This is a genomic window from Pseudoalteromonas sp. Z1A2 (assembly GCF_011378755.1).
Taxonomy (GTDB): Bacteria; Pseudomonadota; Gammaproteobacteria; order Enterobacterales; family Alteromonadaceae; genus Pseudoalteromonas; species Pseudoalteromonas distincta.
Window position 1 is genome coordinate 40,672 of record NZ_WTKX01000019.1, and the last position, 26,296, is coordinate 66,967.

The following is a 26,296-nucleotide window of genomic DNA, read 5'->3' on the forward strand; positions in this document are numbered from 1 at the left end:
TATGCGCAGTTTGGTTTTATGTTGTTTGGGTATTTTGTTATTTGGTTGTCAATCAACGGAGCAAGAACCACAAGAAGCTCCACAAATATTTACTCATTTTGAGCCTGACTATACTTATGATATTGACGAGGAAGTAGCTCAAACGCCTCAAATTAATGAGCTAGTTACGCCACTTCAATTCAAAAAAACAATCGTAAAAAAGCGCCCACCAAAAACCACCGATCTGTGGGTGCATATAGCCAATAATCTACACTTTACGATTTATCAAAATCGCGCTTTAAAAAAGCGTATCAGCTGGTATGCAAAGCAACCTAACTACTTACAAACGGTGAGCAAACGCGCAGCGCCTTACCTGTATCACATCGTAAAAAAAATTGAGCAAAAGCAATTACCTATGGAGCTCGCATTACTACCATTTGTAGAAAGCGATTTTAGACCAACAATAGCCTCATCACAGCAAGCTGTTGGTGTTTGGCAATTAGTTGGCGCAACGGCGCATCACTTTGGTGTTAAGTCAGACCAATGGTATGACGGGCGCCAAGACGTACTTGCTTCAACCGATGCTGCACTTGATTACTTAAGTTACTTACATAAACGCTTTGATGGTAATTGGCTACACGCTTTGGCCGCTTATAATAGTGGTGAAGGCCGTGTTAAACGTGCAATCGAAAAAAACAAAAAACGCGGTAAAAGCACCGATTACTGGTCGCTCAGTCTGCCAAAAGAAACTGCTGACTATGTACCCAAATTACTCGCTTTAAGTTATTTAGTTAAACATCCACAAAAGGGCATTAAACGCCCAAAGCTAGCATATAAACCATTTACAACACAGATGAACATAGGCCAGCAGTTCGACTTTTCAGTCATTGCCAAGCTCTCTGGTATAGGTTCAAAGCAGTTACATGCTATTAATCAGGGATATTTAAAAAATCAAAGCTCACCTAACGGGCCGCATACTTTACTGCTGCCTATAGGGCAAGAAGCATTATTAAAAAGTCAGTTCTTCAAATCAAACTTTGCTGGAGAGTACATCGTTAAACAAAATGATACGCTTTACAGTATCGCCAGGCGTTTTAGTATGTCTGTAAAAGCTTTAAAACAACTTAATAATAAAAATAATAATTTAATAGGTGTTGGAGAAAAGTTATTAGTTGGACAACCTAAAACTCTGCCAAGCACATTAACTGTTGATTACAAAATCAGCCCTTATTTAGAACACCAAGAGATTGCGATCCCCACCATTGAAATAGATTACGAAGTTAAGTCAGGCGATAGCCTTTGGAGTATAAGTCAGCTTTACGATGTACCTCATAGCGACTTGGCAAAATGGAACAAACTCTCTGCATCGAGCATTTTAAAGCCTGGCACTCAATTAGTACTGTTTATACCACAGGCTGAAAAGCAAAAAGCAGCACCAATAAAAAAAGATTTTCTGCTAAATTTACAAAAAACACTAAATCAGCCACGTTAAGTTTATAAACAAGTATATTTCGCGTAAAATTGCGCCCTATCATAGTTATTATTTGAAGAGACAAGCATGCAAATTAGCAAAAATTCAGCAGTTGAATTTCATTACACCCTTAGCGAAGCGGGCGAGCAAATTGAAAGTAGCACAAACGAAGCGCCACTTACTTACATTCATGGCAGCGAAGGCATGCTTCCTGGTTTAGAAAAAGCACTTGAAGGTAAAGAAGCCGGCGAAAAATTTAGTGTAACTCTAGAGCCAAGTGAATCGTACGGCGAGCGTGTTGATGATTTAATTCAACGTATTCCGCTTAAGCATCTACAAGGCGACGTTAAAGTATGGAAACCAGGTATGACAGCAATGGTTAGCTCTAACCAAGGTCGTCATCAGGTTACTATTGTTAAGGTTGGTCGTTTTAACGCAGATTGTGATTTAAACCACCCATTTGCGGGCAAAACACTAACGTTCGACGTTGAAGTTGTATCTGTACGTGAAGCGACGAGTGAAGAAGTTTCTCACGGACATGTGCACGCTGAAGGCGGCTGCGGTCACTCTCACTAGTTAGCAATAAAGGAAGTAAGTATGTCTAAAGTTGCAGTAGTTACAGGTGGTACAAAAGGAATTGGTCTAGCCGTTGTAAAGCGTTTGCTAAGTAATGGCTATAAAGTACATAACCTTGATATAGAGCCAAGCGAAACTGGTATATTTCATCAGTGTGATGTAAGTGATGTATCGGCGGTACAAAGCTGCATCAACGCTATCTGTGAACAAAGCAAACGTATTGATGTACTTGTTTCTAATGCTGGAAAACACTTAAGCGCAAATATAGAAAGCACCGATGAGCAAACTCTCGATGCACTTTTTGCGCTTAATGTTAAAGGCGCGTATGCCGCAGTACAAAGCGTATTGCCAAGCATGAAAGCGCAAAATAGCGGCGCTATTATATTAGTCGCATCCGATCAAGCAATTATAGGTAAGCAAAACTCTTTTGCGTATAACCTAACAAAACATGCCCTTGCCTCAATGGCCAAAACAACGGCGCTTGATTACGCGAGCTTTAATATTAGAGTAAATGCGGTATGCCCTGGCACAATAGAAACCCCGCTATTTCATAACGCGATAGATGCGTACTGCGCAAAAAGTGGCGCAAACAAAGCTGAAATAGTTGCCGAGGAAGCAAGTCTGCAACCGCTTAACCGATTAGGTCAAGCCGACGAAGTTGCTGCTCTTGTGAGCTTTTTAGCAAGCGACGATGCCAGCTTTATTACTGGTAGCTTACAAAGTATTGATGGCGGCTATACAGCCCAATGAGCATGCAAATTATTGACCCTCATGTGCATTTTTTTAATCTTGCCGAGGGGCAATATACTTGGCTACAAGGCGAAAACCCACCAGCATGGCCTAACCTAGAAAAAATTAAACAACCAATAAGTGCAAAGCAACTTGTTAAAAGTACTGATTTTGAACTTGCGGGTATTGTGCACATTGAGGCTGGGTTTGATAATCAATCACCTATAAACGAGTTAAACTGGCTAAGCTCGCATTTAAAAAACCTTTCATTTAAGGCTATTAGTTACAACCAAATTGATGCGCCCGCAGAGCAATTTAATCACGCGCTAAATGCACTGGCTCATTCAAGCCTTTGTGGTATAAGAGATATAACCGAAGAAGATGATGCAGTGAGACTAAAAAGCCCTCATTGTATTAATAACCTTAATTTATTGGCTACAAATAAACTGCATTTTGAAGCTCAATTTGATATTGAAAATAGCGAAATAACCAAGCAAATAGCTTACTACGCTAAGCAGCTACCGCAGCTTCAAATTATAATTAATCATGCAGGACTGCCAAGTAATTTAAATGATTGGCGACAAGGTGTTGAGTTACTTGCTCAGCACGACAACATAGCAATTAAATTCTCTGGTTTTGAATTACTTAGGCTCACCAGTGAGCAACAAGCCGCGTGTTTTAATTTTCTTTTTAATCACTTTGGCCAGCAGCGTATTATGTTTGCTAGCAACTTCCCTGTGTGCCAAATAAATACAAGCTACAACACCCTATGGCACTGCCATAAGGCGTTATGCTCAAACGATAAGACATGGCATAACCTTAGCTATGCAAACGCTAAGCACTACTACCAAGTTTAAGTAAAACTAGTTATATTAAACTCTCTTTTTATAATAATACGGCCAATTTATGAAAATGTACTTTTTACTAATCGTTGTATTTTCTGCGTTTTTTCTCAATGGCTGCATATCTCAAAATCCAGACCCTACACCTAAGCTGCAACATGCTCTACTGGCAAAGCCAAATAAAACAGCCGTTAGCAAAGCAATTAAAACACTTGTACATATACAAGAAACTCAATTAGCTGAGAATGTATTTACTACCAGCAGCACAGTAACCCTTAGCAATGTGGATGGTAATAATATTATCGACACGCAAAGTCGCAATACACCCGATCAGTTTGAATTGATGATTAAAGGCAAGCAATGCTATATACGCCACCTTGATAGTAAAGCCACTATTGAGCTTAAAGACGTAGAATGTAGAATTAACGAGTTATAACAAGCTAAAACTTTACCAAACAAGTAAAAGCCGGTAAGTGACTAATCACTTACCGGCTTTTTAATGCATGACCTAAAGTTAGGTTAAAAGACTATTATTTTATTTCTACGCGTTGAGAACGCATAACAATCTCATCATTTAATTCAATACCCAACCCTGGCTCTTCTGACACTTCAAAGAAACCATTTTTAGGTTGTGGGTCTTGTAAACATAACTCGCGGTTCCACTTTTTAATCGCATAAGTGTGGTGCTCATGAATCAAAAAGTTAGGGATAGCCGTTTCTAAGTGCAGTGATGCTGCTGTTGCAACAGGCCCGCCACATACGTGAGCTTGAATACGCACATCAAAAATATCAGCGTAATCACACACTTTTTTGGTTTCGGTAAAACCACCACATAAACCAATATCAGGTTGTAGAACATCAATACTTTGATCTTCTAAGTACGGGCGCACACCCCAGCGATTATACAAACGTTCACCACCAGCAATTGGCACATTAACTTTATCTGCTACTTTTGCATGTAATGAATGGTTTAAATAGTTAACTGGCTCTTCAAAGTACATACAGTCAAATTCTTCTGCAATTTCACCTAGCTGAATGGCTGTTGTAACACCTGGTAAACTGTGGCATTCAAAAATAATATCCACTTCGTCGCCTACTGCTTCGCGAATAGCTTGCATACGCGCACGGTATAGCTTCATTTCAGTACGTGAAATTATTTTTGTACGGTCATAATAAGTATTACCGTCTTTATCGTACTGAATTGGATCTACTTTTACTGCATCGTAACCTTCGGCCATCGCCTTTAAAGCCGCTTCTGCATATTCTTGCGGTTGTACTAGGGCTTTAAATTCGCTATCCCAGTCAAACTGTAATTGCGAAGCGTAAGTGCGTAGTTTGTCGTTAACTTTACCGCCTAATAACTGGTATACAGGTAAACCAAGCGCTTTACCTTTTATATCCCAAAGTGCGGTATCAATTGCGCTCATTGCAGCATATACAACAGGTCCGCCACCTAAGCCCCAAAAGCTTTCACGTAACATACGTGACCATAGTTTTTCTGTTTGAAAAGGGTCGTGGCCGATTAAAAAGGCGTCGGCCATTTCTTTAATCATAGCCGCTGCAGCACTGTGACCTAAATCGTATGCAAGGCCCGCTTCGCCAACACCACTAATACCTTCGTCAGTATGAATACGTACAAACACAGGTGTCCAAGAAGGTCTATCAGGACAGTGAATATCAAATACTTCAACGCGATTTACTTTCATTAAAATTCCTTATTAACCGCTATGGGTTATTTTGCAAAACTAGGGTCAAGTCGATACGCTTTACGTAACATTGCAGGCCACGCAAGTTGCCCGCCGGTGCTGCCACTGTGTACTACGTTTGCTTGATTATAAATATTGTCGATTATAGGTTGCGGTACTTCAATCACCTCTTGCGAGCTTGATTGTAGCGCTAGTTGAATTTCACACGCTCGCTGTAAATCATAAAAGCGCATAAACGCATCGCCTACCGTTGGGCCTACTGTTAAGCCACCATGATTTACCAATAACATATGGTTAGTGCTGCCCAAATCATCTTGCAGCACTTTTCGCTCGTCCTCGTTTACTGCAAGCCCTTCGTAACCATGATAAGAAAGCGATGGCATTGAAAACATTGAATATTGGCTAAGCGGTAATAAACCATTTTTTTGTGTAGCGACTGCGATTGTTTCTTTAGTATGAAGGTGAATAACACAATGAGCGTCTTCGCGTACCTCGTGAATCGCACTGTGAATAGTAAAACCAGCTGGATTAATACTAAATGGCGTATCGTCAATAATGTTACCGTCTAAGTCGACCTTTACTAAATTAGAGGCTGTTACTTCATCAAAGGTTAAACCAAACGCATTCACTAAGTAGTGGTCGGTGCCAGGCAAACGTGCTGATAAATGCGTATAGATTAAATCCCCCCAACGAAAGTGCTCTACCAGTCTATAACATGCGGCTAAATCAACACGAAGTTGCCACTCTTGTGCTGATACTTTATTTTTTAAATCGAGTTGGGGTAAATCAAACATAATGAGCCTTTTAAAAACGTACATTATTAACCTGTACGAACAGATGTTTAGAAGTCTAAAGCAGTCTCTATTTTATAGCAAACACCAAACAAAACAGCCACACTATTGTGTGGCTGTTTGTAAAACTAAAATACCAATTGTATTAAAATGGTATAGCTGCGTAAATTATTTTACGTTAGCTAGGTAATCTGCAATTGCTTCAAACTCTTCATCAGTTACCGTTGCAACCATTGCTTTCATAGCCATGGTCATACCGTTATTACGTGCACCTGACTTAATATCTTTCATTTGCGCTACTAAGTAGTCTTTGTTTTGACCGTTTAGTTTAGGGTACATACCCATAATTGGTGCTTTACCTTCAGCGCCATGACAAGTTTGACAATTTTTAGCGGTATAAAGTGCAGCGCCATCGGCAGCTGCTGCATTAAACGAGAAGCTTGCGGCTAAAGTAATACCCGCGCCTAATAGTAGTGTTTTCATCTTGCTCATTGTATTTACTCTTCTTTTTTGACGGTTAGAAAAACTGTTCTATTGATTGTAGTAAACAATCAAATAAAAAGCATACGTACGAAACGACGCTAGACGATCAACTTAACCAAAAACCGCTAACTCGTTTCTATCTCACTTTTATATACTTTAGCAAATAAAAATGAGCTTACCCTTAATAACTTATTACCACACTATATCATCTGGTACTTCAAAGTCTGCGTATGGGTCATCTTCATCTTTTGGTTTGCTTTCTGGCTCTACATGAAAAACAATATACTTTTCGTCAACTTCAGCCACTTTGCGTGCTGGTTCGTCGTCTAGTACGTAAAATTTCCCTTCTAGTACACAAATAGCTAAACGACCGCCCGATAACGCTTTTTGCGTTTTCTCGTTCACGTCGATATTTTTTACTTTATTTTGATAAGTAAAATTAAATGTGCGCTCACCACGAATAGCGTCTTGGTTGTGGTGCTCTAAAATTTGTTTAACACGCGCTTCTTGTTCGCGCTGCTTTAAGCTCACTTGGCGTGTTTGGTTAAGCTCTTCAGCTTTTTTTTGCTGCTCTAGCTTGGTTTGTTGAATATGCTTTTGCAGATCACTTGGGTTGCTAGTAGCCCCTTTCTTTTGCTTTTTTTGTTGCTTACGCTTTTCTGATTTAGCAACTTTAGCATTATGCGATGTTGTTAATCCTGCTTGAAGCAATTGGTCTTGTAATGAACCCATGACTTTGTTCCACTAAAAACTAATATTATCGCTATTTTAATCACCAACGAGTTCAAATAACAGCGCTATCGACATTAATCTAGCAAACTAGTTAAAACAAACCATGATATAGCGCAATGACTATGGTTTTAATTATGAATTAAAACCAATTTTTAATACAATACCAGACAACCAATCAGCAAATGCACAAGCCATATAATGCGTTTACCTCATCTACTCGTTTGCTCGGTATTTATATTTTTTGTGCTTTATGCACCGCAACCCCTACTTAGCCTTTTTGCGAGCGAATTTAATGTAGCACCTGCGGTAGCTGGCAGCTTAATGACTGCAACTATGCTGCCCTTAGCCATTGCCCCGCTCGTTTATGGTTTATTTTTAGCAAAAATAAATCCACTACTTATATTACGTATTGCAATGGTGCTTTTAGGCCTTAGCTGCTTACTTTTTATTTATGTACCTAGCTTTGAGCTTTTATTATTAGTCAGATTTTTACAGGGTTTAACGCTCCCCGCAGCTTTAACAGCAATGACTAGCTATATAGGCATGAGTTATAGCGCTGATACACTTCAAAAAAATATGACCCTATATATTGGTAGCAGTATAGTTGGTGGTTACTTTGGACGTGTGCTTGCCGCTTTGTTTAGCGACTTATGGAATTGGCAGAGCTTTTATTACGTAATTGCTTTTATGCTTCTTTGCTTAGCTTTGACAGTTAAGCATTCCCGCTTTACAAACCCAGCTAAACAGTCGCAGCTCTCCCCACTCGATTACATTAAACAACTTAAAGAAGGCGCTGTACTTAAAGTTTACGGCGCCGTTTTTTGTATGTTTTTTTGCTTCGCTGCACTGCTTAATTACTTACCGTTTATATTACAAAACACGTTTTTAATTACCAATACTCGTGACATAGGTTTAGTTTACAGTGGTTATTTAATTGGTGCCCTCGCCTCTATTGCTGCACCTTGGTTACTTAAAAAAGTCCCTTCGCCTTGGCATTTATTAACTGCGGTATTTAGTTTTTATAGTGTGAGTATTATTTTATTAATGAGCCATCAGCTTAGCTTATTTTTAATCGCATTTACTTTGTTTTGTGGTGCTATGTTTGTGATTCATTCAACTGCCGCACCGCTCGTTAATAAAATAAGTAAAGCCCCACCAAGTGTAACCAATGGCGGATATGTATCGTTTTATTACAGTGGTGGCGCATTGGGGTCGTTATTACCCGGTGTGGTATACCAACATCATGGGCAAACAGCGTTTATGTTTACGCTGCTTGCGGTTTGCTTATGTGGTTTATCGTTAATTATGTGGGCTTATTTTGAGGGTAAAAATACAACGCGCGGTTGATGCTTTGTGTAATTAAAAAATGTTTCTAAATCAGCTTTACTAAGCAACCATGTTTGGGTGTTTTCAAACGGATGACAATGAAACAAATCACCGTGCCAAATATCTTGCTCAACCCATAAGCTCACTTCGTTTTGCTTATCATTTAAAAGAGCCAACATAGATACACACCCAGGAGCCACTTTTAAATATTTAGCTAGCCGCTCACTCGATGCAAACCCTAAGCGTGAAAGCCCTTGTTGCTTTGATAGTGCCTTTAAGTCGAGTTGCTTATTGTGCGCTGTAATAACTAAAAAGTGTCGCTTGCCTTCGTTATCGCGTAAAAATAGGTTTTTAAGACGAGTACCTGGGCGCTCAATCATAAACTCATCTGCCGCTAAGCTAGTATGCAGCGGCGGATGCTCTATTACATCATAGTTAATATCTAGGTGCGCCAAAAGCTCTGCTAACTTAGTTTTATCCGCCAACATATTACAAACAACGCCCTCTTAGTTGTACACTCAAATCTCGCCATAAAACATCATTAACTTCATGCTTATTGTCGCAATACTTACGATCTTTTAGCTCTTGATTTAATAATTCAACTGCTTGGTCTTCTAGCTGTAACTTCAGAATGCTCGATTCTTCAAAATGCTCTTTCTCTATATACTGCTTAACCTCACCACGACTTGGGCTCTTATTAGAACCACGGTCAAGGTTAAAGTTTTCACGATGCTTAGCTTTTACCGAAACAACATAAGCAAAAAGCTTATTGCCTTGATCATCTTGCTTTTCGTGAAACTGTTTATTATTTATTTCAAAAGGCGGCTCATCATTTGAGGCACAGCCAGCGAGTAAAACCATAAGCGCTAGAACACATTTTTTCATTGTTTTTTATCGTTTTAGTTTTGAATTAAGCCGAGTCTAACAAAAATTGACGTAAACAGTGAAAATTTACGAAAAAATACTTGACCAAATTTATAAAAAAACTTAAAGTTCGTCCCGCTTGGAACTCAGCAGTCAAGCAGTTACATTATATGTAACTTAGGAATGTGGGGCTATAGCTCAGCTGGGAGAGCGCCTGCCTTGCACGCAGGAGGTCAGCAGTTCGATCCTGCTTAGCTCCACCACTTTCCTACTCCTTTTCAAATTCGCTCTACTCTTCTATTTTTCCATTGTTTTTATTATTTTTTGACACCCTAATATTCTAATTTTTCATTCTATATAATTTTAAATTTATCCATTCAACTTGTGTCTTTACAAGTTCTTAGCTATACATAATGTCACACATTAGTACTTTAGGCTTAACATGGACATACCTAAGCGTTCAACGCTAAAAAAGCTAGCTGCAATAGGTTTAACAGCAGGTGCAATAACACATGCGCCTTATGTTTTTGCCCGAAAAAAAGTCACATTAAGAGTGCTTGGTACGCATGTAACACTCCAAGAGGCTATCCGCAAGCAAGCGATGAGTGACTTGGGTATTAATATAGAATTTACTCCCGCAGGCAGCGCTGCTGTTTTGCAAAAGGCATCAATGGACCCTAGCTCCTTTGATTTATACGAACAGTGGTCAAACAGCATTAATGTGCTTTGGGATGCAGGTTCCATTCTGCCAATAGAAAAAAAACGACTCACCTACTTTAACGAAATAAATCCACTTACTAAAACGGGAAAACTAACCGAAACTGCAAGTATTGGTGCAGGTGATGCCCCCTATAAATTATTAAATGTTCAACCCGATGGCACGTTAAGCGCACAAGAAAGCGATCATATTAGCTTTTTACCTTATGTGCATAATGTTGACTCTTTTGGTTACAACACCGACTTTATTAAGCCCGGTATAGCATACGAAACAGAAAGCTGGAGTTGGCTGCTTGATGACGAGAACAGAGGTAAAGTAGCTATTGTAAATGCGCCTACCATTGGATTATTTGACCTAGCCCTAGCAGCGCAAAGTAAAGGACTTATAAAATTTAACAATATAGGTGCAATGACCCGCTCAGAACTTGATAGATTGTTTAGTATATTACTCGATTTTAAACGCCAAGGTCACTTTAGTGGCTATTGGAACTCGGTTCCTGAGTCGATTGAATTTATGAAAAGTAAACGAGCCCATATAGAAAGTATGTTTTCGCCTGCCGTGTCTGCATTAAACAGCCAAAATATTAATGTACGATTTGCCGCACCAAAAGAAGGCTACCGAGGCTGGCATGGTGTTATGTGTTTATCGTCACAAATACAAAGTAGCGCAAAAGATGCTGCGTACGATTATATGAATTGGTGGCTTTCAGGCTGGCCTGGTGCATTTATTGCTCGCCAAGGTTATTACATTAGTAACCCACAACGCTCTAAACTACTCCTATCTCAGTCTGAATGGGATTACTGGTACGGTGGAAAAGCAACAAACATAGATTTATTAAATACCAATGGCGACGTAGCTGTAAAAGCAGGTGGGCAACGTAATGGCGGTAGTTACCATAAACGCTTTAGTAATGTAGCAGTGTGGAATACAGTTATGCCAACCTATGACTACAGCCTGCAAAAATGGTATGAGTTGATTAGCCGATAATGATAATAAACTCAATTAAATCAAAAATAATATTAGCTCTGTGTTCGCTGATTGGATTACTTCTTTTACAGAGCTATTTGTTTAACTATTCGCAAACGTCTTTACTTAACTTGCAAAAATCGCAACATAACGCGCTTATTCAAAGTGAAGCTGTAACTAACTTAGAAAACGATATTATTTCCCTGCAAGGGCATGCAGTTTCATTTATTGACAATGCAAATGAAAATACGATTACCAAATTTAATTTTTACTTAAATAAGGCAAATCTAAATCTCGAGCAGCTAAAAACAAACACTCAAAACCAGACCCCTGAGTATCAAAACTCACTAATACGCCTTGGCGAGTATTTAAATAATTACCAAGATACATTTGGCCAAGTTGTCGTAAACAGACAAAAACGCGAACACCTTTACATTACTCAGTTCAAACAACCTATTGATGACTTACAAGTAACAATTAGTGATTTAGAAGGGTCTTCAAACAATGATAATAAAGTTATTTTTAACGATGTTTTACTCACAATAAGTAATTTAAAACATGCAATTATAAGCTACCTCTATAAACCTAATTTTGATGAAGCACAAAATGTAAAACAAAACTTAAATCACTTACATAAAAAACTAACGAGCACCTCTGTAATAAATGAATCCCTCTCCAATAAAACAACAAGCTTAAAACAAGCTTATAACCAACTTGTATTACTCACCCGTAGCTACACTTTTTCTGTAAATGTAGTGCTTACAGGCATAGAAAACGAATTGCTGTATTTAACTAATGAAATTAAAAACATAGAAAAAAATAAACTAATCAAAACAGAAGAGCTACTAAGTAGCCACTTAACAAAAAATACAGAACAGGCAAATATATTTGCCGTTTTAATTATGTTAATCATTTTATTTTTAAGCTATTTTATTTTTAGATCGGTTATAAAACCAATTACTCAGCTCACTTTATTACTTAAAGATATGAATAGCGAAAAGCCAGTAACTATTTCAAATAACAGCCAAAATCAAACTGAAATAGCATCGGTAATAAAAGCAGCTAACGCTTTATATTTAAAAAATAAGCAAACCAAAGAGCTACTCAATGAAACCCGCGTATTAAATTCCCAAATGGAAGCAATGAATGCCGACCTGACGAGTGCCATGGAGCAAACCGATAAAGCCAATAAAACAAAAATAGATTTTGTAGCCAATATGAGTCATGAACTTCGCACCCCAATGAATGGCATATTAGGTATGTTGCAACTTTTACAAAGCAGCGAGCTTCCCTCAAGGCAAAAACACTACGCAGATAAAGCTTTTTCAAGTGCTCAAAATTTATTGCAGATTTTAAACAATATTCTGGATTTTTCTAAGCTAGAATCGGAAAAAGTTCAGTTAGAGCAAATCCCTTTTACCTTACATACTATAGTTTCTAACGTTCAAAATTTATTCTCAACAAATGCCAAGCAAAAAGGTTTGTTATTAAACTTTACTTTACACGTTGATGCAGGGCTTGAACTTATTGGCGACCCAATGCACTTAAGCCAAATAATAAATAACTGTGTAGGTAACGCAATTAAGTTTACTGAGCATGGTGAAATATCATTAATTATAGAAGCGACATCTCAACACGAAAAAACAATAAACCTTCGCTTTAGTATAAAAGACACGGGTATTGGGATGACTGAAGAGCAATCAAAAATTATATTCCAGTCTTTCTCGCAAGGTGATTCAAGCACAACAAGAAAGTATGGTGGGACCGGTTTAGGACTCACTATAAGCAAACAATTAGCTAAATTGCTGGGCGGAGATATACAAGTAAGGAGCACGATTAATCAAGGTAGCGAGTTTTTCTTTACTCTACCCTTTACTTTATCTGAGCAACAAAAGCTTAAAAAACACGCCTTATTAATTAGCCCTGATAATGAGCAAATTAAAAAATTAATGGACTTACTAAGTGATATAAATATAACGACAGAAACAACACAAGAACCATTAAGAGCCATTGCAAAAATGTCTCAGCCTAGTAGCCCATTTAGTATTGTAATAATGTCGATAGAAAAAAAAGAGCTCAACGATAACTTTATTTTACAACAACTGTACGCTCAAAATAAAAACGCTAATGAAAAATTAACACTTATTTTATTAATTACCGATGAAGAGTCTCCTGAGCCAATTGCAAAAAATGAAAATATAGACATTATAAATATTGGTAATAAAAATAGTGAAGTAGAAATTTTAAGAGCACTCTCACCAAATAATTTTAAAGAAAAGCAATTAAAGCCTCACCCTAAATTCTCGGGTTTTAATGCATTAGTTGTTGACGATAATAAAATTAACCAAGAAATAGCCTCAGCCCTTTTAGCAAGACTAGATATGACCGTGAACATTGCTGACAATGGACGTGACGCATTAGATAAAATAGAGACAAATGACATCGATATTATTTTTATGGATGTTCAAATGCCAGTTATGGACGGACTAGAAGCAACAAGTATATTAAGAGAGCGAGGCTACAAAACTCCTATAATTGCTATTACGGCAGCCGCAGACCCTAATGATAAAAAAGCAGCATTTAGAGCCGGTATGGATGACTTTTTAGTAAAACCGATTATTTTTGATTCACTTTACGAAAGCATAGAAAAGCATCTGCAAAGTAATGAACCTCTGAGCACTATAAACCTGCCATTAGCAAAAGAAAACCTAGAAAACAATGACGAATTGTTAACTAAATTATTTACTCAGTTTGTCAACGATTACAATGACTTTTCGACTAAAGCTGATATGTTAATCAAAAATAGAGAGTTAGAAAGCTTAATTCGACTAGTACATACACTCAAAGGACTGGCCGGCACATTAGGCTTGGAGCTGCTGCAACAAAGCGCGCAAAGTGTTGAGAAAAGCTTAATAGATAAGAAAATTATTAATTTATCTCATTTTAATGAGCAATTAATACTTACACTTTTTGCTGTAAAACAATTTTTGATAGCTGACAGCTTTAAAAAAGAACATATACAGCAACATGAACTAGAAAACGAAGACTCGGTTATCGATAATATATACTCATTAGCATTAACCGCTCGCCCCGTACCTAGCAGTTTGGTTAGACAGCTAGAAATGAATCAATATGAGAGAGGCCACTCCCTATTTAAGCTCAAAGAAGCAATTGATCATTTTAACTACGCGTTAGTAATTGAGCTTATTGATATGTATAGAAACGATAATAAAAATTAGGCATAACCACTAACCTGAACTAGATTTAATATTGTAAAGAACGCAGAGAAGGACAGATAGTGCATTCAAATTACCTCGCAAACAGTAATGGATTAACCACAGAACAAAAGCATAAACCTTTAATTCTTATTGTTGATGACGAACCTAGTAATTTACACGTATTAGTAGAAGGACTTTTAACTGACTACGATGTACGTATTTCTACTAGTGGTGAGCAGGCTTTGATCTTTATTGAGTCAACTCGGCCTGACTTGATTTTATTAGACATAATGATGCCAGGCATGGACGGCTACGAAGTATGTAATATACTCAAAGCGAAACAAAATACCAAAGGGATCCCTGTCATATTTGTAACAGCGCTTACAGAAGAAGAGTCTGAAGAAAAAGGCTTTGCAATGGGCGCAATTGATTATATCCACAAGCCTTATAAACTAGCCCTAGTTAGAGCACGTATACGCACTCATATTACCGCTCAAGGCATGCTAGATAGGCTTATCGAAAAAAACTTTGACCTGCACGACAAGCTACTTGAAATAGAGTCTCTTGCGAAAGAGCTTAGCCAGCGAGAAGAAGAATTAAAAGAACTCTCATCAAAACAAAAGTTATTTTACCAAGCCCTAACGGGAACCGCTGATGGTGTTGTTATTGCCGATAGTAATGGCAAAATTATAGCCGTAAACCCTTCATTTTGCCGTATAACCGGTTACTGTGAATCAGACTCACTACAAATGCAGTTGCACGATATTAAACAAAATAACCATCCTAGCATTAGCTTTGACCAAGTATGGGAACATGCGAATCAAGCAGGCTATTGGAGTGGAGAACTTGTAACTAGACGAAAAAATGGCGAGCTTTATCCAGAGCTACTAACTCTCAGTTTGGTTAAAGGCGATCAAGATACTAACGTGCACTATATTGGTGTATTTAGTGATATTTCGAGCGTTAAAGTAACCCAAGAAAGAATTGACTACCTAACATGGCACGATGAACTTACAGGTTTACCCAACCGAAATGGTTTTTTAAAGCAGTTAGAGCAGCAACTTCAGGTTTGCAGTACCGAAAATAGTTATGCCTATATTTATATTATTGACATAGACAGCTTCCACTCAATAAATGATGGATTAGGATTACTCGCTGGCGATAATATTTTAAAAGAATTAACTAAACGAATCCATACTCACGTGAGTAAAAAAGATGTTATTGCTCGCTTAGGTAGTGATGAATTTGCAGTACTATGTACAGTTGAAAAAGGTGTGGGCAGAGCTAGAGCTCAAGCTATGGCTGAAAATAAAGCCCAAGAGCTACTTGCAAGTGTAAACCATCCACTTGTCGTTGCCGAACAAGACGTTAGCTTAACAGTAAGTATAGGCACCTATATTTTTCCACGAGAAGATCAATGGGAAAGTGCTATTGAGACTATTCGTAACTGTGAAGCGGCCTGTTACAAAGCAAAAGAGAAAGGCGGCAATAGAGTTACCTTTTTTGATACTTCATTTGGCGAGCAAGCAAAACGCCGTTTTGAAATAGAACAAGATTTACGTAAAGCTATTTTAAATAATGAGCTATCGCTATATTTACAATCCCAATTTGATCGAAACCAAACTCTTAAGGGCGCTGAGGTTTTATTAAGATGGGAGCACCCTCAAAAAGGCTTTATTAGCCCTGGTGAGTTTATATCTATAGCCGAAGAGTCAGACATAATTTATGATTTAGATTGCTGGGTAACTTCAAATGCACTTGAAATACTAACGCAACTTAGTAAAACCCACCCTGAGTTAAACTTATCAATTAATATAAGTGGCAGGCACTTTCATGAAGCGCGTTTTTTAAACTTTATTAGCCAACAGATAAAGCAACATAACATTAATCCTCAACAACTCACTATTGAGATAATTGAAGGTACGTTACTTAATCATATGGAAGCGGCTATTGAAGCTGTTCACTTTCTCAAGAAGCTAGGTATTAGAGTATCAATTGATGACTTTGGTACTGGATATTCGAGCTTAACCTACCTAAAAAAATTACCAATACAAGAACTTAAAATTGATCGTTCTTTTGTTTTAGAGGCTCCTACCGATAACAACGATAAACTAATTATTGATATGATTGTAAGCTTAGGTCGTTTATTTGAACTCGAGATAGTTGCTGAAGGCGTAGAGAACCAGTCCCACTTTGATTTACTACAGGAGTATCCTGAGGTTATTCTGCAAGGCTATTATTTGCATAGACCAGAACCTGCAAGTGATTGGTTTAAAAAGTTAAAGTAACTGTAGCGTGATTTATAAACTAAAAAGCCGAGCATAAATATGCTCGGCTTTTTATGGACTTAATTTTTGCGGTTACTCGCGAACTTGGCCAACTCCATTAACTAAATACTTTTCTGTCGTTAGTGACTCGAGGCCCATAGGACCGTATGCATGTAGCTTGGAAGTAGCTATTCCAATCTCTGCACCTAGGCCCAATTGTGAGCCATCAGAAAAACGAGACGATGCGTTAACCATTACTACAGAAGCATCAACACTACGTTGGAATAACTCTGCAGCAGCTTCATTTTTAGTACAAATTACTTCTGTATGGTTTGATCCAAACTGTGCAATGTGTTCAACCGCTGCCGTAAAGTTTGGTACAACGCGAATAGCGATTTCTAGGTCTAGATATTCTTCACCAAATTCGTTATCAGCTAGGACTGTTGCGTTATCAAAGTATTTAACTGCAAAGCTGTCAGCATTTATTTTTACACCTTCTTGGCGTAATACAACTGCACACAAATTTAAAAACTCATCTGCCACATCTTGATGCACAACTAAACCTTCTAGTGCATTACAAACACCGGTACGCTGCGTTTTACCGTTAAGCAGTAAGTTAAGCGCAATTTCTAGGTCGGCATCTTTATCTACATATAGATGACAAACGCCTTTGTAATGCTGAATTACTGGGATCGTACTGTTTTCAGTAACAAAGTTAATTAAACCCTCGCCGCCGCGTGGAATGATTAAATCAATGCTTTCGCGTTGCTGCATCAGTTCCATTAACAGCGCACGGTCTGGATCTGGAATCACTGAAATAAGTGATACCGGTAAGTTGTGCTTCTCAAGTACGCTATGCATTACACTTGCGATAGCTTGTGAACTTCTAAGTGCTTCTTTGCCGCCACGTAAAATTACGCCATTACCTGATTTAAAACATAGTGCACCAGCGTCTGCTGTCACATTCGGACGTGCTTCGTAAATCATACACACAACGCCAAGAGGTACTCGCATTTTGCGAATTTTAATACCATTTGGGCGCTCAGTAATATCACGCAGCTGACCAACAGGATCATCAAGGCTTACGATTACTTCAATTCCTTCAGCCATTGCTTCAATACGCTCATCGTTTAACGTTAAGCGGTCGATCATTGAGGCAGCTAAGTTATTGTCGCGTGCTGCGCTTAAATCACTTTCATTTTCTTTTATTATAAATGCTTTTTGCTCTCTTAGTGCCGCTGCCATTTCAACTAGTACTTTGTTTTTAGTCTTGGTATCGAGTAAAGCAAGTGTATGTGCAGCTTTAGCTGCCTGACGTGAAATGTCCGTAATTAAACTCATGACTTCTCCAATAATGCGATATGTTTTTCAGATATAACTGGTCCAATTGAATCCTGCATTTTTTCGCTGAATTCACTCTGTTCGTTGTCTGCAATAAAGTTTAACAAACAGCTACTATAATTTGCGGTCGCTTTAGCTAAACGCGTACCGTCTTCACTACGTACTAAAATGGTATCACCCACGGCAAATTCACCGTGAACTTCCATGATTTCGTCACCACGAATACATCCACTTTCACCTTCAAGAGATTCATCAAATGATCCATCAACAACAACTTCACCTTGCTCATTTGCTGTATGTGTCATCCAATGAATAGAGTCCTGCATCGGTTTTTCGTACGGTAAAAATACACTACCTGGGTTTTCTCCAGCTAGCAGTTTTGTAAATGTTTCTTCTTTAAAGCCATTTATAATATAAGTCGCTATACCATGTGACGTTGCTTTTTCTGCCGCTTCTATTTTAGTTTTCATACCACCAGTACCAACCGCACTTGTAGCACATCCTGCCATAGCATAAATAGATTCATCAATTGATTTTATTTCAGGCAGTAGCACCGCATCATCATGCAAGTTAGGGTTTTTATCATATAGCCCGTCAACATCTGAGAATATTAATAAAGCATCGGCGTCGGCAGCTGCTGCAACCATTGCTGATAAGTTATCGTTATCACCCACTCTTAAGTCGTCGGTAGTTACAGCATCATTTTCATTAATGATAGGAAGTACACCATGTTCAAGTAAAGTGAACACGGTTTCACGGATGCTCTGGTAACGCTCGCGGTCACGTAAATCGCCATGCGTTAATAATAGCTGCGCAGATGGAAAGTCAAAAAAGCGGTCCCACATGGCAATCATTTCTGTTTGACCTGCTGCCGCCATTGCTTTTTTCATTACCACAGAGCGTGGTTTGTCTGATGGGAATAAATGCGCGCCAGCAGCTACAGAACCCGATGATACTAAAATCACCTCGATTCCACGGGCACGACAACGAACAATGAACTGTGCGATGGTTAATATGTAACGCGAACGGCAGCCATCTTGATCTGGTGCAATTAATGCACTACCTACTTTAAGTACGATACGTCGCCAATTTAACTTTTGCATAAATGCTCAACTTTCCATTTTATCTGCGCTCACCTTAATTAGACGAGCTAAAACTAAGTAGCTAGGTTTAAAACATAGCTTCGAATTTGTCTTTCATTTAGGCAACACTTTTTTACACACACGCGAAAACCATATCTAAAACAATAAGCTTAGATTTAAGGTTAAGTATAAAGTAGCAACAACCCAATAATATCGAGCAGCACTAATCAAAAAATTTAAAAGTGTTGTTTATGCATCGCTGTAAAAAGCTGTGTGTGGCTTTTTTATTAACAACATACATAGAGCCTCTAAAGTCTGATACACCAACAGATAGGGTGAAGACCAAAGGACCGAGATTTAACCGCCACGATGGGGGTTAAACATTGAAAGTAATAGTTCAACTCAAACCTTTATTTACTTAAATAATTAAATAAACTTGTTTAGCAAAACCATACCAAGAGTTCGGCAAATGAAATTATGTAGTGTTCGAATACTAGTAACACCACTAATGCATGATTATAAAGATTAAAAATGACGTTAAGATTAACAAACCACTTTTACTTCCAATAAACTTCATTAGATAACTAATTATTAGAACACGAAGCATATTACACTAAATACCCCTTAAAAATCAAGGTTAAAATTCGAGCGAAGCTAATTCCTCCTCGTTTGTGGTGTTAGATTGTTATTAAAATTCAACCAATTAAACAATTAATACAGCCTAAAATAAGGCGGCTTAACACGCGCAAAATAATTTAAGCCTACTAATCTTCTATAAGCAGCTAAAATTGATTAGTAATATTTGAATTTCCCGTGTATACCCCTGTATTAATAATTAACAAAAGTTATACTTTCTAAACAAACCGTCATAAATAAGGAATTCTTAATCTATGTCAGCAATTTACATAGCCGGTATCGCACTTTGCTCTGTGCTTGCCCAATGGGTCGCGTGGGCTTTTAGAGTGCCCGCTATTCTTTTCTTATTGCTTACTGGTCTTTTACTTGGGCCATTTAGTGGTGTTTTAGACCCTGATGCATTGTTAGGTGATTTACTGTTTCCAGTTGTATCACTAAGTGTTGCCATCATTTTATTTGAAGGATCCTTAACTCTGCATTTCAGAGAGCTAAAAGGAATCGGAAAAGTTGTAAGAAACCTTTGCTCCATCGGCATGCTTACTACCTGTATTATTATTAGCCTCAGCGCCTATTGGTTACTTGAACTTAATTGGCGTGTAGCTGCGGTATTAGGTGCAGTGCTAGTTGTAACAGGCCCTACTGTTATAGCACCGCTATTAAACTCAATGCGCCCAACACAAGACATTGACCGCATACTTCGATGGGAAGGTATTGTAATAGACCCGATCGGCGCATTATTCGCTGTATTAGTATTTGAAGCCGTAATGCTGGTAGGCCAAGGCGAAGTATTTAGCCACACTATTATTGCTTTAGTTAAAACCCTAGGTGTTGGATTAAGTATTGGTGTTGCTGCTGGTTGGTTAACAACACTATTAATGCGCCGCGAGTGGCTACCATTTGAATTACATAAGTTTGGTATATTGGCATTAGTACTCATTAGTTTTTCTGTATCAAACTATTTAAGCCATGAATCAGGCCTATTAGCAGTGACTGTATTTGGTATTTGGCTTGCTAACCAAGACGATTTAGAAATAGATTCTGTACTTGAGTTCAAAGAAGACTTGTCGATGATATTAATATCAACGCTGTTTATTTTACTTGCAGCACGCTTACAGCTCTCTGATTTAATGATGCTCGACAGCGATGTATTTATATTTTTAGCTATCGTGCTTTTTGTTGCTCGGCCACTGTGTATTGCTATTTCGACCTTTGGTACTGACTTACCAATGAAGTCTCGTTTGGTACTTGCCTGGATAGCTCCACGCGGTATAGTCGCCGCAGCCGTTGGGTCGGTATTTGCGCTTAGCATGATGGAGTCTGGTGTTGCGGATGCTGAAAAAATGGTACCTCTTATATTTACAGTAATTATAATTACCGTTGTACTACAGAGCTTAACCGCCATTCCTGTCGCCAAGCTATTAGGTGTACGCCAGCCATCGCCAAATACAATATTAATTATTGGTGCAAACCATGTATCGCGTGCAATCGGCCGAGGCTTACAAGAGCAAAACATTCCGGTTCACCTGTCAGATCCTGCATGGGAAAACTGCAGAATGGCACGTATGGATGGTTTAGCTTGTTATTATGGTAACCCGCAATCAGAGCATGCTGAACGCTACTTACCTCTAACAACGATTCGTAGTGTATTAGCATTATCGCCAAATCGTCATCATAATGCGTTAGGTGTTCAATACTTTTCGCATTTACTTAATGAGAAAAATGTATTTTCGCTACGCTCATCAACGTCGCATGCAAAAGCAAATAAAGACAGCGCAACGTTTTTATCTAGACAAATACTGTTTGGAGACGAAGGCTCGTATGCACGTTTAAGCAGTATTATAGCTAAAGGCGGTAAGGTTAGTTCAACACGTATCTCGGATGAGTTTAGCTGGGAACAATACTTAGAAATGAACCCTGAGGCTATCCCTTTATTTATTCTCAAAGGTGATAAAGACAGTGATGACGATACACCAATTAAGCTAAGACCGTTTACAATCAACATGGAAAAACCGCCGCAAGAAGGCGAACGCGTTGTTGCATTGCAGCCGCCTAAAATGTCAGTTTTAAAAGACCCGCAAACAAAGGCTAAAGAAGACAGCTAAATACTTTTACGGTCTGTAAAAACTAAAAAACCCTAACTTAAAAAGTTAGGGTTTTGTTTTTAAAAGCCATTAAATAGGAAGGCGAGCTCGAGCAACCACACTATCTGGCATTTTTTGCGCTAACTTAGTCAGCGCTCGCTCAATTTTTTTATGAGTCGCTTTATCTGCCACCATAGAATTAAATAGCCAACGATAGGCATCTTCAAAATCACGCGGGCTGCCATAGCCATCATTAAATAATTTAACTAAACGTAGTTGTGCTTTTAAATTGCCTTGCGACGAGGCTTCACGCAAATACGTAATTGCCATTGCTTTATCTTGCTGAACTAAGCGACCAGTGTCGTAGTATCGTCCCAATTGCTCTAGCGCTGCAGCTAAGCCTTGCTCAGCTGCTTTTCGCATGTAATACACCCCTAACTCTACATTGCGATCAACGCACACGTTATAAGCCAGCATATCGCCGTATAAAAATTGATAAGACGGCAATGCCATTTTATTGGCTCGTGCTTCTATATCTTGCACCAACTGGCAATCATCTGCCTTTACGCGCGCTAAATGCGTATTTTTATTTATTAACGCAATTAGCTCTGATTCTGTATACAGCGGCACAGCAGCAGGGCTTTCTGTAGCTAAGCTGTTGGTTGCTATAAATAAAGACAGCGGTATTAACGAAAGCCTTAGTACGCAATTACGATTAAATAAACGCATGTTCACCACTTATATAAATAAACTTATTAAATAATATACAAAGATCGTTCCAAGGTGAATTTTAGACACAAAAAAAGCTGCACGGAGCAGCTTTTTTTAATCTAATGGTAATTACGCAAACGGATTGCGAAGCACCATAGTTTCTACACGGTCAGGACCTGTAGAAATAATATCAATTGGAACACCCGTAATTTCTTCAATACGTTTGATGTAGTCAATCGCAGCTTTTGGTAAACCGTCAAGACTAGTTACACCAACAGTGTTTTCTGACCAACCTGGCATTTCTTCGTATACTGGTGTTACTTTATCGTAACCTTCAGCCGCTAATGGTGTTACGTTAGTAACTGTGCCATCTTCAAGCTTGTAACCAGTACAGATTTTAAGTGTTTCTAAGCCATCTAAAACATCAAGCTTAGTTAAACAAAAACCTGAAATACTGTTGATTTGAACTGCACGGCGCATAGCCACTGCATCTAACCAACCAGTACGACGAAGTCGACCTGTTGTAGCGCCAAACTCATGGCCTTTATCACCTAGGTGCTTACCAACTGGATCTTGTTTATCAAGACCGTCGTAAAGCTCTGTAGGGAAAGGACCTGAACCAACACGTGTCGTGTACGCTTTAATAATACCTAAAACGTAATCAAGGTTTAATGGACCAAAACCTGCACCAGTAGCAACGCCACCAGCGGTAGTGTTTGAAGATGTTACATAAGGGTAAGTACCGTGATCTATATCAAGTAACGTACCTTGTGCACCTTCAAATAAAATGTTTTCGCCTGCTAAACGCGTTTGATCTAAAAGCTCAGTTACATCTACAACCATTGCTTTTAAGATATCAGCAACAGCCATTGCATCATCAAACGTTTTTTGGAAATCTACAGCATCTACTTTGTAGTAGTTAACTAAAGTGAAGTTGTGGTACTCAAGCACTTCTTTTAATTTAGCTGCAAATACTTCAGGATTAAATAAATCGCCTACGCGTAAACCACGACGTGCTACTTTATCTTCGTACGCAGGACCGATTCCACGGCCAGTTGTACCAATAGGCTTATCGCCACGAGCTGTTTCGCGGGCTACATCTAATGCAACATGGAAAGGCAAGATTAGCGGACATGCTTCACTTATTAAAAGACGCTCGCGTACTGGTACGCCGCGCTCTTCAAGCATGCCAATTTCTCTCATTAGCGCTTCTGGTGATAAAACTACACCATTACCAATCACACATTTAACATTGTCACGTAATACACCCGATGGAATAAGGTGTAGAACCGTCTTTTCACCTTCGATAACTAAAGTATGACCCGCATTGTGGCCACCTTGATAACGAACTACTAAAGATGCTTTGTCTGTAAGGAGATCAACTACCTTACCCTTTCCTTCGTCACCCCATTGGGTGCCTAATACAACAACGTTTTTACCCATCGTAAATTCACTTAGAGAAAATTAGGACGAGATTTTACCAGAAAACTAAAGTAAAGATCACCCCTGTTCAGCTTATTTTTTCTGCGGGCAATTGTTACATCCAAATATTGACCAATAACCACATAAATAACAGTGATTTAACGCACTAGTTTGTATTTAACAAAAAGCCCCGCAAATGCGAGGCTTTTTAACTTTTAAATAATTAACGTAAAGTCTATTGAGCTTTAGCGCCTTTCATATATTGGAAGAAGTCGCTATCTGGTGAAAGCACCATAACATCTTGCTTATCTTTAAAAGTCTTTTTGTAAGCTTCAAGTGAACGTACAAAACTAAAGAACTCAGGGTCTTTGTTATACGCATTAGCATAAATGCCTGCAGCATCAGCATCGCCTTGACCACGTACAGAACGTGCATTACGCTCAGCATCAGCAAGCATTACAGTTACTCGACGGTCAACTCCCGCACGAATAGTCTCTGCTTTTTCCTGACCTTCAGAACGGTGCTCTTTTGCAACCGCAGTACGCTCAGCGCGCATACGTTGGTAAATAGAGCTACTCACTTCTTGTGGTAAGTTGATTTGCTTAACACGTACGTCTAGTACTTCAATACCTAGCTCACGTGCACTTTCAGAAGCTTGTACTAACGCTTCTTCCATCAACTCGCTACGCTCACCTGATACAATTTCGCGAATTGTACGTGTACCAAAGTTTGTACGAAGACCATTGTTTACTTTTTGCTTAAGTAGCGTTTCAGCATATTGCTTATCGCCACGAGCACGTAAGTAAAAAGCACTAAAGTCATTAACTCGCCATTTTACAAACGAATCAACAATTAAGTCTTTTTTCTCGCTAGTAACAAAGCGATCTGGCGCACCATCTAGCGTTTGAATACGTGCATCAATACGACGTACTTGGCTAAAAAATGGTACTTTAAATTGTAGGCCTGGGCCATATACAATCGCTTTGTCGTCGCTATCTTTTTGTACTTTACTGAATAACATTACAATTGCTTTTTGCCCTTCAGGTACAACAAATACCGATGAGAAAGACATAACAATGGCAGCTAATAGTATTACTAAACTAAAGTTTTTCATTATGATTATCTCCCATCATTGAAGCGGTCATTGTTAAAGCGGTCATTGCCACTATTAACGGAGCTATTGCGCGACGTATTAACTTTATTACGTAAGTCTTGAATATCACTTGAACTTGGAAGTGCAACTCGTGTTGCGGTTCCTTGCTTGTCCATAATTTTATCAAGAGGTAAATACATCATGTTATTGCCGCCTTTAACATCAACCAATATTTTAGAACTACTCCCTAACACTTCTTCCATTGCATCAATGTATAAGCGCTCACGAGTAACTTCTTTAGCTGCTTGATATTCAGGTAAAAGCTTTTCAAAGCGAGCTACCTCACCTTGTGCTTCCAATGTAATGCGCTCTTGATAACCTTCCGCTTCTTGAGTCATACGCGTTACTTGACCACGAGCACGCGGTTCAATTTCACGAGCATATGCTTCTGCTTCACGGATGAAACGTTCTTCATCTTCTTGTGCAGCAATTGCATCATCAAATGCATCTTTAACTTCAGTTGGTGGACGAGAGTCTTTAAAGTTCACGTCAGTAACAATTAAACCTAAGTTATATGGTTCGATAATCTTATTAAGCTCATCCCATGTATTTTGACGAACAACCTCACGGCCATTAGTTAATACTTGGTCCATTTTTGCATGGCCCACAACATAACGCAGGGCACTGTCTAGCGCTTCTTCTAAGCTACTATCAGCGTTAGTTACGCTAAATTCATAAAGGTATGGGTCAATAACACGGTATTGCACCTGAAACTCAACGCTCACTACGTTTTCGTCTTCAGTAAGCATAAAACCAGAAGCCGATAATGAACGAACAGCTTCAATATCTACTGGGATTACCGTTTCGATGAAAGTCATTTTCCAACGCAAACCAGGATCAGCAATTCGGTCATATTTACCAAATTGTAGAACCACACCACGCTCGGCTTCTTTAACCGTATAAATACCACTTAACGCCCATACAATAACGGCGATAATAAGTATGAATGAAATACCGGCTCCGCCAAGTCCACCGCCGCTACCATTGCCGGATTTTTTCCCGCCAAATAAGCCGCTGAACTTGTTACTAAACTTGCGGAACACCTCGTCTAAATCAGGTGGGCCTTGATCACGTCCGCCTTTATTATTCCACGGATCTTTGTCATTGCCATTATTACCCGGTTCATTCCAGGCCATAGCTATACTCCATTGTTATCTAAATAAATTAGGAAATTGTGTTAAATCTAACAAATCTACCGCGTT

Annotated in this window: 22 protein-coding genes and 1 tRNA gene; 11 read left to right on the forward strand and 12 right to left on the reverse strand. The window is 38.7% G+C overall.

Going from position 1 to position 26,296, the window contains the following annotated elements:
• Position 1 precedes the first annotated feature (1 nt).
• The 5 genes from GQR47_RS13575 to GQR47_RS13595 all read left to right on the forward strand — a co-directional run bounded on the left by GQR47_RS13575 (position 2) and on the right by GQR47_RS13595 (position 4,033).
• Complete coding sequence (locus GQR47_RS13575; RefSeq protein WP_024595818.1) at positions 2-1,471, forward strand: LysM peptidoglycan-binding domain-containing protein; 1,470 nt, start codon at positions 2-4, stop codon at positions 1,469-1,471.
• A 66-nt stretch (positions 1,472-1,537) separates the two neighbouring features.
• Positions 1,538-2,026: a peptidylprolyl isomerase gene (locus tag GQR47_RS13580; RefSeq protein ID WP_002957860.1), complete on the forward strand. Its 489-nt coding sequence runs from the start codon at positions 1,538-1,540 to the stop codon at positions 2,024-2,026.
• Between the two features lie 21 nt (positions 2,027-2,047).
• The gene (locus tag GQR47_RS13585; protein WP_024595817.1) at positions 2,048-2,776 is read left to right on the forward strand and encodes an SDR family oxidoreductase; all 729 of its coding nucleotides are present in this window, start codon (positions 2,048-2,050) and stop codon (positions 2,774-2,776) included.
• Complete coding sequence (locus GQR47_RS13590; RefSeq protein WP_024595816.1) at positions 2,773-3,612, forward strand: amidohydrolase family protein; 840 nt, start codon at positions 2,773-2,775, stop codon at positions 3,610-3,612. The genes GQR47_RS13585 and GQR47_RS13590 overlap by 4 nt, the downstream gene beginning before the upstream one ends.
• A 49-nt stretch (positions 3,613-3,661) precedes the next feature.
• A complete protein-coding gene (locus GQR47_RS13595; RefSeq protein WP_024595815.1) occupies positions 3,662-4,033 on the forward strand; it encodes a hypothetical protein in 372 nt (123 codons plus the stop codon).
• A 94-nt stretch (positions 4,034-4,127) separates the two neighbouring features.
• Here GQR47_RS13595 and GQR47_RS13600 read toward each other — a convergent pair whose 3' ends face one another.
• The 4 genes from GQR47_RS13600 to GQR47_RS13615 form a co-directional block, all read right to left on the reverse strand.
• Positions 4,128-5,303: a mandelate racemase/muconate lactonizing enzyme family protein gene (locus tag GQR47_RS13600; RefSeq protein ID WP_007375956.1), complete on the reverse strand. Its 1,176-nt coding sequence runs from the start codon at positions 5,301-5,303 to the stop codon at positions 4,128-4,130.
• 26 nt (positions 5,304-5,329) lie between these two features.
• Positions 5,330-6,097, reverse strand: a complete 768-nt coding sequence (locus tag GQR47_RS13605) for a class II aldolase/adducin family protein (RefSeq protein ID WP_024595814.1) — start codon at positions 6,095-6,097, stop codon at positions 5,330-5,332.
• A 165-nt stretch (positions 6,098-6,262) separates the two neighbouring features.
• Entirely contained in the window at positions 6,263-6,586 is a 324-nt protein-coding gene (locus GQR47_RS13610; protein WP_002957866.1) for a c-type cytochrome, read from the reverse strand.
• A 183-nt stretch (positions 6,587-6,769) separates the two neighbouring features.
• Positions 6,770-7,309 carry a DUF2058 domain-containing protein gene (locus GQR47_RS13615; RefSeq protein WP_024595813.1) on the reverse strand — a complete coding sequence of 180 codons (540 nt, stop codon included), beginning with the start codon at positions 7,307-7,309 and terminating at the stop codon, positions 6,770-6,772.
• 198 nt (positions 7,310-7,507) lie between these two features.
• Here GQR47_RS13615 and GQR47_RS13620 point away from each other — a divergent pair, with 198 nt between their 5' ends.
• A complete protein-coding gene (locus tag GQR47_RS13620) occupies positions 7,508-8,656 on the forward strand; it encodes an MFS transporter (RefSeq protein ID WP_165723902.1) in 1,149 nt (382 codons plus the stop codon).
• Here the strand turns inward: GQR47_RS13620 and GQR47_RS13625 are convergent.
• Positions 8,623-9,123, reverse strand: a complete 501-nt coding sequence (locus GQR47_RS13625) for a prolyl-tRNA synthetase associated domain-containing protein (RefSeq protein WP_024595812.1) — start codon at positions 9,121-9,123, stop codon at positions 8,623-8,625. The two genes, GQR47_RS13620 and GQR47_RS13625, sit on opposite strands and share 34 nt — an antisense overlap.
• Before the next feature lies 1 nt (position 9,124).
• The gene (locus GQR47_RS13630) at positions 9,125-9,520 is read right to left on the reverse strand and encodes a hypothetical protein (RefSeq protein WP_024595811.1); all 396 of its coding nucleotides are present in this window, start codon (positions 9,518-9,520) and stop codon (positions 9,125-9,127) included.
• A 166-nt stretch (positions 9,521-9,686) separates the two neighbouring features.
• Between GQR47_RS13630 and GQR47_RS13635 the strand changes: the two genes are divergently transcribed.
• The 4 genes from GQR47_RS13635 (at position 9,687) to GQR47_RS13650 (ending at position 16,689) form a co-directional block, all read left to right on the forward strand.
• Positions 9,687-9,762: transfer RNA gene (locus tag GQR47_RS13635), tRNA-Ala, on the forward strand.
• A gap of 179 nt (positions 9,763-9,941) precedes the next feature.
• Positions 9,942-11,204 (forward strand): extracellular solute-binding protein, encoded by a 1,263-nt coding sequence (locus GQR47_RS13640; RefSeq protein WP_024603499.1) that lies wholly within the window; start codon positions 9,942-9,944, stop codon positions 11,202-11,204.
• A complete protein-coding gene (locus GQR47_RS13645) occupies positions 11,204-14,422 on the forward strand; it encodes a response regulator (RefSeq protein WP_165723903.1) in 3,219 nt (1,072 codons plus the stop codon). The genes GQR47_RS13640 and GQR47_RS13645 overlap by 1 nt, the downstream gene beginning before the upstream one ends.
• 59 nt (positions 14,423-14,481) lie before the next feature.
• Positions 14,482-16,689, forward strand: coding sequence for an EAL domain-containing protein (locus GQR47_RS13650; RefSeq protein ID WP_024597263.1), 2,208 nt, complete (start codon positions 14,482-14,484; stop codon positions 16,687-16,689).
• A gap of 72 nt (positions 16,690-16,761) precedes the next feature.
• Here the strand turns inward: GQR47_RS13650 and GQR47_RS13655 are convergent, their stop codons facing one another.
• Positions 16,762-18,009 carry a glutamate-5-semialdehyde dehydrogenase gene (locus GQR47_RS13655; protein ID WP_024597264.1) on the reverse strand — a complete coding sequence of 416 codons (1,248 nt, stop codon included), beginning with the start codon at positions 18,007-18,009 and terminating at the stop codon, positions 16,762-16,764.
• Positions 18,006-19,112, reverse strand: a complete 1,107-nt coding sequence (proB, locus tag GQR47_RS13660) for a glutamate 5-kinase (RefSeq protein ID WP_002957876.1) — start codon at positions 19,110-19,112, stop codon at positions 18,006-18,008. The genes GQR47_RS13655 and proB overlap by 4 nt, the downstream gene beginning before the upstream one ends.
• A gap of 869 nt (positions 19,113-19,981) precedes the next feature.
• On the opposite strand from proB, the gene GQR47_RS13665 reads away from it, so the two are divergent.
• A complete protein-coding gene (locus GQR47_RS13665; protein WP_002957877.1) occupies positions 19,982-21,829 on the forward strand; it encodes a sodium:proton antiporter in 1,848 nt (615 codons plus the stop codon).
• Positions 21,830-21,898: 69 nt separating this feature from the next.
• On the opposite strand, the gene GQR47_RS13670 is transcribed toward GQR47_RS13665, so the two are convergent.
• From GQR47_RS13670 to hflK, 4 genes are all read right to left on the reverse strand, one after another.
• Positions 21,899-22,537 (reverse strand): SEL1-like repeat protein, encoded by a 639-nt coding sequence (locus GQR47_RS13670; RefSeq protein WP_024597265.1) that lies wholly within the window; start codon positions 22,535-22,537, stop codon positions 21,899-21,901.
• 111 nt (positions 22,538-22,648) lie between these two features.
• Entirely contained in the window at positions 22,649-23,962 is a 1,314-nt protein-coding gene (locus GQR47_RS13675) for an adenylosuccinate synthase (RefSeq protein WP_024597266.1), read from the reverse strand.
• A 214-nt stretch (positions 23,963-24,176) separates the two neighbouring features.
• On the reverse strand, positions 24,177-25,055 hold the full coding sequence (gene hflC, locus GQR47_RS13680) for a protease modulator HflC (RefSeq protein ID WP_002957880.1): 879 nt from the start codon (positions 25,053-25,055) through the stop codon (positions 24,177-24,179).
• A gap of 5 nt (positions 25,056-25,060) precedes the next feature.
• Positions 25,061-26,230, reverse strand: coding sequence for an FtsH protease activity modulator HflK (gene hflK / locus GQR47_RS13685; protein ID WP_002957881.1), 1,170 nt, complete (start codon positions 26,228-26,230; stop codon positions 25,061-25,063).
• Positions 26,231-26,296 lie beyond the last annotated feature (66 nt).